This is a genomic window from Clostridium collagenovorans DSM 3089 (assembly GCF_900130005.1).
Taxonomy (GTDB): domain Bacteria; phylum Bacillota; class Clostridia; order Clostridiales; family Clostridiaceae; genus Clostridium_D; species Clostridium_D collagenovorans.
In genome coordinates this window covers 49231-66006 of record NZ_FQXP01000006.1, presented here as the reverse complement: position 1 = coordinate 66006, position 16776 = coordinate 49231, and the positions used below count along the sequence as shown (strand labels likewise).

Here is a 16776-nt window from a genome sequence, read left to right as displayed (position 1 = left end):
ATTTATCACATTATAGTTAAATAATTATGTATTTCATAATTATTGCTACTTGTTAAGTATAAAATAAATTTTATTATAAAACAATATAATTATTAGCATTGTAACTAATATAACACCTTCTATTTATTATTACCTATTAATTTTATTTATAAACTTAATTATTGAATTGAAAGAAATTTATGTTAATTTGTAAGCATCAAAAATTAAGCCTCTAGAAATTATGGATTATCAATGCAAATATATACATTCCTGTTAGCGAATCTAATTTAATAGCATCAATAATTAAGGATTTAACTGAAAATGTTAAATACAGAAGTTCTTATACCTTGGTCAGATAAAGCACCTAAAAATATAAAGATTAAATTAAATAAATAAAATAAGAGAGCATTTGAACTAACCTTCAAATGCTCTCTTATTTTATTTTGATAATTCTCTATAAAGTAAATCAAAGTATTATAATAAAATTATGCTAGTAATTTTCCCTCTAAATAAGAATGCTTTAAATAATCAGGATTACTATAGTAAACAGATGAATTGAAATCTGATATTTCATCACTTATAAAAGATTTAAAAACCTTAACTATCGAGTCTATTATATTATCAGATTCTAACATCGTATTAGAAATTAATCTCTCATATACTTTTCCAATAGATTGTACACTTGGAATACTGTATTTACAGTTACTTATTGAATCAAAATCACCAATAGCTATCTGATAATAATCTATTATCTCATCTTCTACCTCATCAAATGATAAACAATGATTTACTTCAGCTAAATCAAATTGCCTTGATATCTCCTTTTTACCAATAATATCAACAATATCAGCTCGCCTATTCTTAGTCTTTCTACCTATAAATTCTATGAGTGAGCAAACATAAAACAAATCATTTTTTTCTTTACTATTCATTAATAATTTCACTCCTCTCAAAATTCAGGCAATCTAGTGCTTTTAATGTATGAAAACTAATTTGATGAGTTGGGTATTTGAACTTAGCTAATTCCCAAGAAAAGTCCTTTGTATATTTACTTTTTCTTATCTCAGGAAATTCCACTAATTCTCCCGAAGCATGATACAGCATAACTCCTGCCACCTTTCATATATATAAACTTGAAATATATATTTATTAAATTTATAACTCATATTAAGCTCTATATTATATCATTACCTAATTTTACCATAAATCTACATACCAAAACTACTTTAATTTATCTTAATACGCCGTATAATGCTAATGCTCAATATTTTTTATTACTATTGTTTTTAATAATATGTCATAGATGCCTTGTCTTTTCATAGTAAATAGACTAGATATACAAGGAATAAACATTAAATTTCTACTTACGCTTTTTAATAATGCTCTGCATACTCTTTTGCCAATGCTATAATTGGCATGGTCACTGGTTGTAACCTTTATCTTATATATATTTTTACCTATTGTATTTCCTTTTCCTATGAATTCCATAATTATTACTAAACATGTCTCGACTATAACTATAACTAGTACTGATATAAATATTATTTTCATATTACCTATGGTTGGATGCATAAGCACATATCCAAACATATATATTGGAAAAATTAATAATATTAATAATATAAAAGGATATGCTTGTCCATCCGTATATTGTTTAAAATAAGTAGTCATTATAAATGCTACTCCAATAAATAATGGTATTATAATCATAAAATAATCCATTAAATAGGCCATAATCCTCTCGCCTAAACTTGCATATTTCATATCCTGCCTCCATATTCTCATAGTTTTAATTCATAGTCCTATTTAAAGGTTGCATCTTTTCAAAGAAAGTGTACAAGGAGTGAGCCTTCAAAATATTATCATCTAAATCTTTACTTATACTGTACTCTCTTCTTCCATAATGAGCTGTTAACGGAAGAAAATTTAATATTAAAATTGATCTAATACTAATCTTATGGATATATAATTTAAATTTAAAATACATCTTTACTTTGCATGCTACTCTTCAATAATACTCGTTTTAAGTAACCTATCATAAAATGCTTTGTTAGCTTTATTAAATATTAATGATATAAATGGTATATAAAAGATATATTTTCCTTTGATTTTACAAGGTTTCTAGTTAAGGCTTTTCTTATTGTATATTTACCACTATCACTAATAACTTTAATTTTAAAACTCCTTCTCCCAATAGTTAAACCATTATTAGATATTTCAACTATAGACAATACTATTGTTTGTATTATTATAATAGTTAAAATAACACTAATATAAGGACTAATCTCTCCTATATGACTAAGATTATCTTCAAAAGCGGCTATAATAATCCAAAATGACAAATATCCACTTGTACAACTTGGCAAGAAGCAAGCTATCATTATGAAAAATGGAATTGCTCCTACCCCTCCTTGTGTATTATCAATAATACTTCCTACAATAATACATACTATTATACCTGTGATTAATGATACTATTATATGATCTATTATATTTGCAATTAATCTTTTATATTTCATTTTATATCCTTATCCTTTTTCAAATTAAAATCTTCCCAATGGTTTAATTGATTCAAACACAGGATAATTTTACCTATATACTATCAATTTTTATATATTTTTACAATTTAAGATTTTCGACAATGACTATTTTATACACTTGTATAACTTAGTCTTTTTTCTTAATTTATAAGTAATCATTAATAATGAAAAACCCTACATTATACTGTAACATCTTCTTTTTAGGTATAAAAAATAATGAACTAGCCTACTTAAACTTCAGCTAGTTCATTTATTCTCTTACACCACATTATTTATATTGTATCTTAAAGCTGTTTTAATCTTATTCTCTCTTTTTATATCTCTTTATCTCTTTATCTCTTTCTTATCTCTTAAATACATACCTTAATAATATTTATTCTTCTATATATTATAGGGTAACTTGATTCATTTAAATAATAATTTATAGTCATACTTGAAGTTAATTTTTATTAAGAAGTTACTTCTAAAATTAACCTTTTTCCATAACCAAACTTCTAACTTTTAAAATTCACCTTATTGCTATCTTTGTTGATTTTAATCATAAAGATAGCACGCTACAAAGTGTCCTTCACTGATTTTTTTCAGTTTAGGAGTTGCCTCTCTACATTTAGGTAATGCATATTTACATCTTTGAGCAAATTTACATCCCATAGGTGGATTTATAGGGCTAGGAATATCTCCTTGCAGAACTATTCTCTGTCTTTCCATTTGATAGTCTGGATCTGGAACTGGTATTGCTGATAATAATGCCTTAGTATAAGGATGAGATGGGCTTTGATACAACTCACTAGATGTTGTTAACTCAACTAAGTTTCCTAAGTACATTACCCCTATTCTATCCGATATATGTTTTACCATGGATAAATCGTGAGCTATAAATAAGTAAGTTAATCCTCTTTCCTCTTGTAATCTCATAAGCAAGTTTACAATCTGAGCTTGTACAGATACATCAAGTGCAGAAATCGGCTCATCACAAACCATAAATTCTGGATTAACAGCTAAGGCTCTTGCAATTCCTATTCTCTGACGTTGTCCACCTGAGAATTCATATGCATAACGTGAAGCATGTTCCTTGTTAAGTCCTACCTGTGATAAAATCTCTCTTATTTTTTCACTTCTTTCTTCTTTACTATTACATATTCCATGAACCTTCATACCCTCAGCTATGATATCATTTACTATTAATCTTGAATCTAGGGATGAATATGGATCTTGAAATATCATTTGAGTTTCCTTAGTAAATTTTCTATACTCAGATTTATTAAAGCTATGAACATCCTGCCCTTTAAATAATACTGTTCCATCAGTTTTATCATATAACTTAACACAGGTTCTTCCACAAGTTGTTTTACCACATCCTGACTCTCCAACAATTCCTAAGGTCTCCCCTTTATATATTTCAAAAGAAACATCATCAACTGCCTTTAATATTTCTTTTGAATTTATTTTAAAATGTTTTTTTAAATTTTTAACTTCTAATAGTGGTTCTTTTCTTTCTTTCTCTATTGAGCACATAACTTACCTTGCTCCTTTTCAAAGATAATTCTATTTTCCTCACACTTTTCATGATAAAGCCAGCAACTACTACTATTACTATCACTAAAATTATATTGAGGAGGTTGTATAGCCTTACACACATTCATTGCATATGGACATCTATCTGCAAATGCACATCCCTTTGGTGGATTCATTAAGTTTGGTGGCGTACCCTCAATTGAATAAAGTTCTCTTTTATTATCAATGTGCAAACTTGGCACAGATTTTAATAATGCACTTGTATATGGATGTTTAGGAGCATAAAAAACTTCTCTTGCTGTTCCTGTTTCAACAACCTTTCCTGAATACATAACAACTATTCTATCAGCTATATCTGCTACAACCCCTAAATTATGTGTAATTAAAATTATTGATATGTTAAGCTTTTTTTGAAGTTCCTTTAAAAGCTCAAGTATTTGGGCTTGTATAGTTACATCTAATGCAGTTGTAGGTTCATCTGCAATAAGTAATTTAGGATTACATGCTAAAGCAATTGCAATCATAACCCTTTGACGCATTCCCCCTGAAAGTTCATGTGGATACTGTTTAATTCTTGTTTCTGGGTTAGGTATGCTAACTAAATTCAATAATTCTATAGCCTCTTTTATAGCTTCCTTTTTTGAAATCTTTCTATGATTAAGGATGTTTTCTATAATTTGATTTCCTATATTCATAGTAGGATTAAGTGCCGTTAACGCATCTTGGAAAATCATAGAGCAGTTTCCACCTCTGTATTTCTCCCACTGTCTTTCACTATAGCCTAATATATTTTCTCCTTCATAAACTATCTCACTTCCACTTAAGGTCTCTCCAATAGATGGAAGTATACCCATGATAGCCTTTGAAGTTACTGATTTTCCACACCCAGATTCTCCAACTACAGCTACGGTCTCCCCTTTATTTATAGTAAAATTAACTCCTCTTACAGCTTCAACTACACCAGCATAAGTATTAAAGTTAACCTTTAAATTATTTACCCTTAATAATTCATTCATTATCTATGTCACCTCTTTTACTTTATCAATTTAGGTTCAAATGCATTTCTTAAGGTATCGCCTAGTATGTTAAAGCTTAAAACCATAAGTAATATTAGTAATCCTGGGAAAATAGCCATGTACGGCTTGTCTAATATGTACTTTTGTGCTAACTGTAACATACTTCCCCATGAAGATTGTGGAAGCTGTACCCCTAACCCTAAAAAGCTAAGAGATGATTCCGTTAAAATAGCACTTGCTACACTTAAGCTAGCAGATACGATTATAGAGGAACTCATATTAGGTATAATATGGCCAAATATAATACTAAGATTACTTGCCCCTAAGTTTTTAGCTGCTAATATATAATCTCTTTCTTTTAATGACATTGTTTCAGCTCTAGTTATTCTAGCAATTCTAGCCCATGAAAATAAACTAAGTACTCCAATTAAGGTAACTAATCCCGGTTGGAATAGAGCATTTAAAATTACCATTAATAAGAAACTTGGTAAAGCTACAAATATGTCAGAAAATCTCATGATAAACATGTCAACTTTTCCGCCCATATATCCACTAATTGTACCTAGTATTGTTCCAATTAAAATTGTAACCCCCATACTAGCAAATCCAACAAGTAAAGAAAGTCTTCCCCCATATAAAGCTCTTGTAAAATAATCTCTACCAAAATCATCTGTACCAAAGAAATGCTTTAAAGATGGTGGTTGTAATTTACTTGCTGCATCAACCGCATTAGGATCATAAGGCGATAATGGAGCCAGTAAAGACATTACAATTACTATAATTAATATTACTAAGGACATAATAGCCAAAGGATTTCCCTTAAAGCTGCTTTTTAAATTAAACCAGAAATTTCTATGAACAGTGGTTATTTCACTACATTCTACCTTTTTTGCCTTTTCAAATGGATTTTTTACACTTGAAATATCAATATCCTCTTGTACATTTATATCTACCATATAATTACCTACTTCCTAATTTAATTCTTGGATCTACAACAGAATAAAGTACATCAGCTAATAAATTACCTAATACATATAAAGTTCCTGAGAACATAGTATATGCCATTATCATTGTATAATCTCTTGAAGTGATTGCAGTCATTCCTAATGTACCAAGTCCTGGCCATCCAAATATAGATTCAATAATAAATGAACCAACAACTAATGATGATAAATTCATACCTACAAGTGTTATAATAGGTAGTAAACAATTCTTAAATACATGTCTAAATAGTACCTTAGTTCTACTTGTTCCCTTTGAAATAGCTGTTACTACATACTCCTCATCTAATTGAGTTATTGTGTTTGAACGTATATATTTAGTAAAGACAGCTAAGTTTCCTACACTTAGTGTTAAGGTAGGCAGAATTAAATGTTGTACTAAGTCAATAAAACTTTTATTCCCTACTGTGTGCATTCCTGATGAAGGTAACATATTTAGTTTTAATGAAAATACAACTATTAAAACCATACCGAGCCAAAATGCCGGAACCGATATTCCTAAATAGGTAAAGAAATTAATTATCCTATCTATAAAAGTATTCTTTTTAAGTCCAGCTACTAAACCCAATACTATTGCAAGTCCCAAGGATACCACTAAAGAAACCCCCATAAGCAATATAGTAGAAGGGAATTTCTCCATTATCTGTTGCCCTACTGGTCTATGATTTATCATAGAAACACCGAAGTCTCCCTTTACAGCCATCTTAGCCCACGCAAAATATTGTTCTGGTATACTTTTATCTAAGCCTAACTTTTCAATTGTAGCCTGAATTTCCTCTTGCGTCATATCTTGATTTATATACATAGATGAAACATCACCTGGCGCTAATTGTATTACTGCAAAGGAAAAAAATGAAATAATAATCAATGATACAGCAGACTCTAATATTCTTTTTAAAAAATATTTCACATTCTACCCCTTTCGTATAAATGGCTGTCATATTAAGAATGCATACCACAATAAATTTAAGATAATTTTCAACTTTTAACTCAATAATATTGCTTGTACATCTCTTAGTAGGACAGCCCTTGTACTAACTTATTTTCTATTAATTTTTACTGTTTTTAATAATCAATTCTCTTCATATCTCAAAATATATATCTTACTTTAATTAAGACTTATATAATTTTAATAATTAGCATTTACTTTACTATTGCATTTAAATTACCCTCATTCTTACGGGTACTAAAGTGCAAAGCATAAATATAGAAATTTAATTAAAACTTATATAACAACTTATTCAATATCTATTGTTAAGTAATCCTCAAATAACAACATTGATGGAAGTGTATCAAGTCCCTTTACATTCTTTTGAGAAACTAAAACATAGTTAGGGTAAGAAATAGGATATACAGTGTAATCTTCCTTAAGTAATTCTTGACCTTCTCTATATTTAGCTGTCCTTTCTTTTAAATCACTAGTTGAACGAGCTTCTGTGAATGCTTTGTTAGTTTCTTTAGATTCATTGAAGTTTGAAAAACCTTTGCCTGAATCTAAATATCCATGAACATATCCAGCATCCCCTATTTGAGAGTCCCATCCATTTGTTCCCAAATCCCAATCATCTTGTGGTTTTACTCTATCAAAGAACTTCTTAAAGAATGATGGCGAATCCATTCCTTGTAAATCAACCTTTATACCAGCCTTTGCAAGTTGTTGTTGAACAACAATTGCAACCTCAGCCATATTAACTCTGTTATTATTGTAGATATATTTTAATGTGATTTTATCTAAGCCAGTTTCCTTAGCTAAAGACGTAGCCTTTTCTAAATCATGTGTATAGTTTTTAAAATCTTTATCATAATACATATCTGCTGGACAGAAAATTCCTTGTCCTGGTAATGACATCTTCTCTGATGCATAAACAACATCCATCACTTCTTTTAAGTCAATAGCTGCAAAAATAGCTTCCTTCATTTCCTTTGTTAAATTATTTTTGCTTGCTGGGTTAACTTGTATATAGTTCATTCTTGATTCTGTGAAAGTAGATAATTTATATTTATCGTCACTACTGTATTTTTCATATTTATCCTTTGAAGATATTCTCATGAATGATATTTCACCCTTTTGTAATGCAACTTCCTTAGCACTATCCTCAGGTATAATCTTCATTATCATTTGATCTATTTTAGCTTGTCCACGGTGATAATCTGTATTTTTTTCGTAAATTATATTTTCACCCTTATTCCACTCTTTTAACTTAAATGGTCCATAACCTATACCCTTCATTAATTCCTCTGATCCATCAACCTTAGTAGGATCATTATCAAATAAATGAGATGGTAATAACATCATCTTACCTAAAAGTGTAGTAAAATCTGATAATGTCTCAGGTAAAACTATTTCTATAGTTTTTTCATCTATTTTATTGTATTGAACAGGATTTTCACCTATTTTAGTTAGCTTAGTACTATTCTTTATTTCTGAGTTATATCTAATAGTAAAAATAAGATCATCAACACTTAAAGGTGCTCCATCATGCCACTTTGCATTATCTGCTATATGAAGATTAATTTTTAATCCATCCTCTGAAACAGTTAATTTATCAGCAGCATAATATCTTATGCCCTCATTAGACATTATGTATAAGTAATCATATAGTGGTTTTATAGCCACCGTAGCAGAATCCTCTCCCGAGAATGGTCCTAAAGTAGATACATCATGCTCTATAGCATAAGTAAATGTTTTTGCTCCATTATTGTCTGCACTAGCTGAGTCTCCTGCTCCACATCCAGTAAGAACAAACATAGCTGACAATAAAGATGCCATTATTCTTTTTGTTGCTTTTTTCATAGTCTTTCCTCTCCTACTTCCTTAAAAGGTTTAATTGCTTTATAGTTCCCTAAACAAATTTTGGGCATGATTAAAATAGATGCTAATATAACACCTAATTGCCCTATTACCTTATTAATAATTAATAATATGCTTTGAAATTTATATATCTGAAGTATCTCTTTTTTTAACGTCATATTGCAAATTTATAAAAGACTCATAAAATCTTCTATAGCCCAATTTGCAAATCTTAGATATAGTCCTATCTTTGAGCTCGCAGAAATAAAAAATACTCTTTATTGATTGGAATACTTTTTATATTTAACTTCTTTTTTAAGAATATTCTTGATATTTATTTTCTTGTCCATGGCCATTTATGGACTTTACTTATAATAGCTATACACCTATCATAAAAGTGTCTTACATAACTCTACCTTTTATGAATTTTGCAATTTTATTATATCAAAACTACCATTTATTACAACAAAATAAACCAATTTTTCCGGTATTATTATGATTTTCTATAACTACTATAGATTAAATCAATGTTTTGAATATATGTAAATATTACCTTGACAGTGCATGTCCTTGTAGCTAATTTAAGATTATTACTAAAAGTGTCTTATGAATACTTTATTATCCTTCTTCAAACCTTTTCTTTTACAAGTCATCTAATAGCAAATACTTCTCTGTCTTTACTTCTATTAGGATTGGTGCACCATTTGATACTTTTATGATATACTTGCTTAAAATAAAAAAAGATATAGGATTTCTTAGTTAAGTTTTCTCAATTGTTTCTTATTAAAAAACTTACACTAACTATCCTATATCTATATTTAATATTCTTGTCTTTTTAGTCTTTTTTGTTTATTTATCTAAATCTAAGCTTGTTTTTTATTGAATTCTTCCTTGCTTAGCCTTGCTATTTCACTTGCTTTTGCTAGGTTTTCTATTGGGGTATCATTTAAACAGGTGCAGCCAAAGGCTAAAATAAAGTTTTTATGGTCTTTCATTGATTTTCTAATTCTTATAGTTTCTTTTTCAACTTCTTCTACTGTTCCTTTTCCTAAGATATTGATAGGGTCAATATTTCCTAGGAGTACTATATTCTCTGGTATCCTCTCGATTACCTTTGATAAATCCATTATTTGGTCAAGGCTTATTGAATCTAGGTTGCATTTTAACATGCTATCTAATAAATTTGTTGTATCTCCACATATATGTAGTCCTTTAATGCAGTTTATATTGTTATAAATATAATTCAATCCCTCTACTACATAGGTATCAAATCTTTCTCCTGATAAAATAACTGAGGAGGGTTCTGCTATTGATATATAGTCAACTCCTGCTTCTATTAATGCCTTTGCATATACTAAAACTACTTCTCTTGTGAATTTTAAAAGTTCATTTAAGAATTCTTTATTTTTTATTATGCTTTTTGCAACATTAGCAAAGCCAGCTAATTGAGTTGCTAGGGTAAATGGTCCTTGTAATGAAACCTTTAATGGTTTATCAAAGTTATCACTTAATAACTTCATTGTTTCTAGATTTGTTTTCATTCTCTTTTCTTCATAAGGATTAGGTACCTTCATGGCTTTTAGATCTTCAATATTTTTAACTGGATGATCTGTTACCATTGGAAAGTCATCATCTTTTTTCATAAGTGGTACGCCTAAAACTTCACAAAATACGTTTCCATCATCCATTGCGTAAACAAAATCTGCTGGACATACTTCCTGTAACTTTTGAGCTACTTCTAATTGTTTCTTAGGATCATTGTACACCTCGTAAATAGTGTAATTACAAAGCTTTAATCCATTTGTGCCCATAAAAGCATTGAAGTATCCTCTATCTTCACTATTTATATATCTTAATAAATCCATTGTATTTCCTCCTAATATAATCCTCTTGATTCTAATCTCAATCCCTTATATAAAGAAAAACCATGTATATATCTAGGTTTTTATCTAGTTATTCATGGTTTTCTCTTTTCACAAGAGCTTAAATTCTTATAAAACTCTCTCTTATATTACATAATTCTTTTTTCGGTTTCCTTATCAAAGATATGGATTTTGTCTAATTTAAAATACACGTCTATTTTACTTCCTACGGCATACATAACAGATGGTGTACTTCTACTTACAATGGTTCCAAGCTCTGTTTTAACATAAACTAAGGTTTCTGATCCTAGATGCTCAGTGAACTCAACTGTTCCACTTATTGGCTCCATGCCTTCTACCTTAGATAAAGCTACATCCTCAGCACGCACACCTACTACTACTTCATTTCTTAATGCCTTATCCTCTGTAGTAATTGCTACTTCTAAGTTATCTATTGATTTCTTCTTATATTTTAAACTAAAGCTTCCCTGTCCTATTACTACATCATTATTATTAATAACACCATTTATTAAGTTCATTTGTGGTGAACCTATAAAGCTGGCTACAAATATGTTATTAGGCTCATCATAAATTCTTTGAGGACTATCTACTTGCTGTATAACTCCATTATTCATAACAACTATTCTAGTACCCATAGTCATAGCTTCTGTTTGGTCATGTGTTACATAAATGAATGTAGTGTTTAACATTTTATGTAGCTTTATAATTTCTGATCTTGTTTGCACCCTTAATTTAGCATCTAAATTAGATAAGGGTTCATCCATTAAAAACACCTTAGGTGATCTAACCATTGCTCTTCCTAAAGCAACCCTTTGTCTTTGCCCTCCTGAAAGTTGAGCTGGTCTTCTATCTAATAGATTCTCTATTCCTAATATCTTAGCTACCTCTGTAACCTTATCTTTTATTTCTGACTTTTTCATTTTTCTTATTTTTAAAGAAAATGCCATGTTTTCATATACAGTCATATGTGGGTATAGAGCATAGTTTTGAAATACCATAGCTATATCTCTATCCCTTGGTTCCATTTCAGTTACGTCTACTTCTCCAATATTAATACTACCAGAACTCACTTCCTCTAGTCCTGCTATCATTCTTAAAGTTGTAGATTTACCACATCCTGAAGGTCCAACTAACACTATAAACTCTTTATCTTCAATATCTAAATTTATATCCTTTACTGCTTCAAATCCATTTGCATAGGTTTTATTTAAATTTTTCAATTCTATTTTAGCCATTTATATCACTCCTTAAATGCCATAAATACTTTTAATCTCATATCCTTAAGCAAAATTATTGATAATTCAAATTAGCAACCCATGGGAATGGCATTGGGAAAATCATATCTAATACATGCTTAAATTCATTTGATAGAGCATCATTTACAGCAGATGTTCCTTCAAATAATAATTTATTAAGAATAACTATATCCTTTATCTTTAATATCTCATTTTTAAACTCTATGATATACTCATTATTTTCTTCATAGAATTTAAGCTCTTTCATTTCTGCACTATTTAAATACTGTTTAAAGTATGGGCTTAGGTTTTTCATAAGCTTAGTAAAGTTTATAACCTTAACTGTACCCTCTTGAAAAAACTCTTCACATTTTGAGTAACTCTTAAGATGATTCTTTTTGTCTTCCTTATTAACCATATAAAATACATTTTTAAGCTTTAAGTCTTTCCCTAAGTTTGATAAGATCTTGAATATGTCCTCTGACTCTCCAAAGCACTCAATAACCTGCCCAAACTTCTCATTAACTTCTATTATTCTCATAAACACATAGCCTATAAGTTTATTTTCTCTAAAAATTACATATCTCTTATATGTAAAAGGTCCCCACGGCATAACAGCTGATTCTATTAGCTTTTCAAAGTCTTCTCTACTTCTATAAAATCTAGTAGCTGCCGAATTATACATTGGCATAATATCTTCTAAGTAGCTACTGTTGTATTCCCTTAGCTCTAAATCCATTTCTATATTTTTAGGCTCTATTGTATACTTCATGAAGTTTTTAGTTTGAGTGCATCCTCTTCTAGCATATAAGCTTCTTGTTCCTGAAACAAGTAACATATCCACTCCATCTTCATACATCTTTTTCTCAACATCATCTAATATTAAAGAAGAGTATCCTTTACCTCTATGATCTGGATGTGTACAAACTGCACCTATAGACGCTACTTCAATTGAAGCATTTTCTATTAAAATTTGTCTTTGAACAAAGTTAACATCTGAAACAGGTACTCCATCTTCAACTATTACTCTAATATTATCTATATTTTCTTCTACTAATAAAATAGGAAACTCCTCTTTCATTGTAGGATTATGTCCTCTATCTGTTCTAAAAACCTTGTTTATTAAGTCAATAACCTTTGGAAATTCTGACTTTTTAGCGCCTCTTGGTCCTTCCATAATATAATTCCTCCTGAACTTTACTCTATATTTTATATTAACCTTAGATTATCCCTTTATACCCGATAAAGCTACACCTTCAACAAATTTACTTTGTAAAATCAAATAAAATATAAATGGTGGTAAAAATGTTATTGTAGCCGCTGCCATCATTGAACCATAGTTTGTAACATACTGAGTTTGTAATGTAGATAATCCAACTGGTAATGTTCTCATTGCAGTTTCAGTAGTTGCAATCAATGGCCATAAGAACTCGTTCCAAGCACCCATAAATGTGAATATAGATAAAGTTATTATAGCCGGTTTTATTAATGGCAGTACTATTTTTATAAATATTTTAAAGTCTGAATATCCATCTATTCTGGCTGATTCTAACAATTCCTTAGGTATATTCAAAATAGCTTGTCTCATTATAAATACACCAAAGGCTGTTGGAATAGGTAAAATTAAAGCCCAATATGTATTAATCCAATTAAGATTCTTCATTATTATATAAAGAGGTATCATTGTAACCTGTGATGGTATTATTAAAGTCATTATCATAAAGAAAAATATTTTATCATTTCCCTTAAAGTCCATTTTAGCAAAGGCATAGCCTGCTAAGCTACTAAAAGCTAAACTTAATATAACACCGCAAGTTGATATAAATACACTATTCATAAAGTATCTAACAAAGCTTTTATTGTTAAATATCTCTAAATAGTTTTGAAAAGTTAATGATGATAAAGATAAACTAAAATCAAAAGAATTATAAGTTACCTTTAAGGATGTAATTAACATATATAAAAAGGGAATTATACTTATGCAGCCTATAATTACTAACATAGTATCTCCTAGTATATTTCTTTTCTTCTTCATTTTCATTTTAAAATCTCACCCCTTTAAAATGTAGATTTATCTTTCTTTATAAGCGTCTTCTGTAAAATAGACGCAATAGCAATAAGTAAAAATAATACGTTGGCAACAGCCATAGCATATCCTGAATTAAAGTTTTTAAAGTTTAAGTTAAAGGCATGCATAACTATTGTCATAGTTGACATTCCAGGTCCTCCCCCTGTTAATGTATATACAAGGTCAAATACTTGTAAGGACCAAATTACCCCTAAAAACACAACCATAATAGTAGTTGGCTTAAGTAGTGGTAAAGTTATGTTCTTAAATTCTTGCCACTTATTAGCTCCATCAACTGTAGATGCTTCGTAATAACTCTTCGGAACATCCATAAGTGCAGATATGTATATAACCATGAAATAACCCACGTTCTTCCATATAGATATAAACATTAAGGTTGGTAATGCAGTTTTACTATTTCCCAGTAAATTAGAAGCACTTAATCCAACTACTGATAGAACCTGATTTATGGGAGATGCATCTCCACTTAAAAGAGATTTCCAAACCATACCTATAAGTACCATTGATGATAAAACAGGTATGAATATAGCTCCCTTAGCAAATTTAGCTGCCATACTTTCACTTCTTTTATTTATCCAAACTGCCATTACTAAGGCTAATATGGTTTGAATAGGCACAACCACAGCAGAAAACTTCACAGTATTACCTATGGCAGTAATTAAGGTTTTATCTGCAAATAACTTAGCATAGTTATCAAAACCAATAAAGGTTGGTGGTGCCATTATATTATACTTTGTAAAACTAAAAAATATAGACATAATTATTGGGACTACATAAAATGCACATAATAAAATTCCCAGTGGCAATATATATCCATATGGTTTTATTTTTTTAATTATATTTTTTCTCTTCACAATTATCACCCCTCTACTTATAATAAAACAAGCATTGAAATATATTCAATGCCTGTTTTTATATACTATAATATTATTGTCCTAATAAGTCATTAGAATATCTTGCAGCTTCGTCTAAAGCTTCTTTTGGTGAAACTTCACCAGTCATCATTCTTTGTAATTGTTTCCATAGATATTCATATATTTCTATTCCGTGAGGACCAACCATTAATGGTCTATATGCATCCTTCTCATTGTATACCATACTTTCAAATCTTGGATCACCTTGGTATGGCTCGTCCTTAGAGATTGGTGCTCTAGGGTTAGATTTATGGAATTCAGTCATTGATTCAACACTTAACATATGTTGCATTAATTTAAATGCAAGATCTTTATTTTTTGCTGCTGACATTAATGTTAATTGGTCAACTGATGCAAAAGAACCTAAAGATTTATTCTCTAATGATGTTACAAACCCCCAATTTAAATCTGGGAAAGACTTATCAAATATATTTGAAGCTGATGATGATAAGTGAATAGCAAAGGCAGCTTTTCCTGGTCCAAATACTGATTCTAACATCTCTTTATTAGTTTTTGCTAATGCATCCTCTGGAATTACATTATACTTGAATTTTAAATCATGTAAGAATTGAGCAGCTTCTACACCATGCTCATCATTAAATCTAACAGTTTTTAAATCTTCATTGAAAATATCTCCACCTGCTTGCCATAAGAAGTTGTACCAGTTCCAGTTTAAATCACCGAAAACTTTAGCACCCCAACCTTGAGAAATTCCCCATTGATCGATTTTTCCATCACCATCTGTGTCCTTAGTAGCCTTTTGAGCTATTCTAACAAAGTCATCCCAAGTCTTAGGTGGTTGTTCTCCTAATTCAGCTAAGATATCCTTATTGTAATATAATACACCTGGGTTTGCAGCCTCTATAGGTAGTCCATAAAGTCCACCCATCATTTTTCCTGCATCTATATATGTATAGTTTTCATAATCCTTATCAGTTAAACGAGAACCTAAATCCTCAACTGCTTTCATTTCTATAAATTGTGGGAACATTTCAGCGTACATATATCCAACATCTGGGCCCTTACCAGCACTTATAGCTGTTGCATATTTTTCAGCGTAGTTATCCCATGGTATTATTTGAAGATCAACATCACAATTGTTTTCTTCTTCAAACTTCTTAAAAATTGGTTCCCATACTGGTTCATCATTTGGTCCTATTGGAGGAAGCCAAACAACTAATTTTTCTTTTCCGCCTTCAGCTTTTGATGATTTGTCAGAGCTTGTACACCCAGCTAAAAGAGCTGTAGACATTATTAATGCCATTACTAATGAAAAAATTCTCTTTACTTTCTTCATATTTTTTTCCCCTTATTCTAGTAATTATATTTCGTATGACGTTAAACATCTTTCGACATTATTTATTAAGTCAATTAAATATTAGCAAATAATCAGTATTTTTTCTAATAGGTTTTCCCTATAGATTGTTAGTTATCTATAGGGAATTTCTATTATTTCTCTATTTTATATTATATTTTTATCCATATATAGCTTTTATTCCATAAAAATCTTTATTCCCATTAATTTTCATTATGCTTTTAAATACTAAAATTTATATTTTCTATAATGTTCACTTGTAAGTATTTTTTATTTTATTAATATACTATTATAAAATTTAATAGATTTTCATAACGCTATATACATTTTATATAATTTCAATCATTAAGCACCTAGTTTTCTTTTATATAATTTAAACTGTTAAATCCCTTATTTTATTTTCTAATTATTTTTCATCATATTTAGTCTCCAAACTATTTACTAAAAATTATATTTAAATACAATTGCTGCTTTATCCTTTAGTATACCTACTATGAA

General features: G+C 29.5%; 15 protein-coding genes. All 15 read right to left on the bottom strand.

Annotation, left to right across the window (positions count from 1 at the left end):
• Positions 1-464 precede the first annotated feature (464 nt).
• Positions 465-911 (bottom strand): hypothetical protein, encoded by a 447-nt coding sequence (locus BUA48_RS08515; protein WP_072831634.1) that lies wholly within the window; start codon positions 909-911, stop codon positions 465-467.
• A complete protein-coding gene (locus tag BUA48_RS08510; RefSeq protein WP_072831633.1) occupies positions 904-1083 on the bottom strand; it encodes a hypothetical protein in 180 nt (59 codons plus the stop codon). The genes BUA48_RS08515 and BUA48_RS08510 overlap by 8 nt, the downstream gene beginning before the upstream one ends.
• 150 nt (positions 1084-1233) lie before the next feature.
• Complete coding sequence (locus BUA48_RS08505) at positions 1234-1743, bottom strand: RDD family protein (protein ID WP_072831632.1); 510 nt, start codon at positions 1741-1743, stop codon at positions 1234-1236.
• 302 nt (positions 1744-2045) lie between these two features.
• The gene (locus BUA48_RS08500; protein WP_072831631.1) at positions 2046-2498 is read right to left on the bottom strand and encodes an RDD family protein; all 453 of its coding nucleotides are present in this window, start codon (positions 2496-2498) and stop codon (positions 2046-2048) included.
• Positions 2499-3053: 555 nt separating this feature from the next.
• Complete coding sequence (locus tag BUA48_RS08495) at positions 3054-4034, bottom strand: ABC transporter ATP-binding protein (protein ID WP_072831630.1); 981 nt, start codon at positions 4032-4034, stop codon at positions 3054-3056.
• Positions 4022-5050, bottom strand: a complete 1029-nt coding sequence (locus BUA48_RS08490; RefSeq protein ID WP_072831629.1) for an ABC transporter ATP-binding protein — start codon at positions 5048-5050, stop codon at positions 4022-4024. Before BUA48_RS08490 ends, BUA48_RS08495 begins: the two co-directional genes overlap by 13 nt.
• Positions 5051-5067: 17 nt before the next feature.
• Complete coding sequence (locus BUA48_RS08485; RefSeq protein ID WP_072831628.1) at positions 5068-6006, bottom strand: ABC transporter permease; 939 nt, start codon at positions 6004-6006, stop codon at positions 5068-5070.
• A gap of 4 nt (positions 6007-6010) precedes the next feature.
• Positions 6011-6961 carry an ABC transporter permease gene (locus BUA48_RS08480; protein WP_072831627.1) on the bottom strand — a complete coding sequence of 317 codons (951 nt, stop codon included), beginning with the start codon at positions 6959-6961 and terminating at the stop codon, positions 6011-6013.
• 327 nt (positions 6962-7288) lie between these two features.
• Positions 7289-8845: an ABC transporter substrate-binding protein gene (locus tag BUA48_RS08475; RefSeq protein ID WP_072831626.1), complete on the bottom strand. Its 1557-nt coding sequence runs from the start codon at positions 8843-8845 to the stop codon at positions 7289-7291.
• Between the two features lie 860 nt (positions 8846-9705).
• Positions 9706-10707 (bottom strand): uroporphyrinogen decarboxylase family protein, encoded by a 1002-nt coding sequence (locus BUA48_RS08465; RefSeq protein ID WP_072831624.1) that lies wholly within the window; start codon positions 10705-10707, stop codon positions 9706-9708.
• 146 nt (positions 10708-10853) lie between these two features.
• The gene (locus BUA48_RS08460; protein WP_072831623.1) at positions 10854-11960 is read right to left on the bottom strand and encodes an ABC transporter ATP-binding protein; all 1107 of its coding nucleotides are present in this window, start codon (positions 11958-11960) and stop codon (positions 10854-10856) included.
• A gap of 55 nt (positions 11961-12015) precedes the next feature.
• Positions 12016-13137: a GNAT family N-acetyltransferase gene (locus BUA48_RS08455; protein WP_072831622.1), complete on the bottom strand. Its 1122-nt coding sequence runs from the start codon at positions 13135-13137 to the stop codon at positions 12016-12018.
• A gap of 48 nt (positions 13138-13185) precedes the next feature.
• A complete protein-coding gene (locus tag BUA48_RS08450) occupies positions 13186-14001 on the bottom strand; it encodes a carbohydrate ABC transporter permease (protein WP_242944325.1) in 816 nt (271 codons plus the stop codon).
• Positions 14002-14018: 17 nt separating this feature from the next.
• Complete coding sequence (locus BUA48_RS08445) at positions 14019-14903, bottom strand: carbohydrate ABC transporter permease (RefSeq protein ID WP_072831621.1); 885 nt, start codon at positions 14901-14903, stop codon at positions 14019-14021.
• Between the two features lie 73 nt (positions 14904-14976).
• Complete coding sequence (locus BUA48_RS08440) at positions 14977-16260, bottom strand: ABC transporter substrate-binding protein (RefSeq protein ID WP_072831620.1); 1284 nt, start codon at positions 16258-16260, stop codon at positions 14977-14979.
• Positions 16261-16776 lie beyond the last annotated feature (516 nt).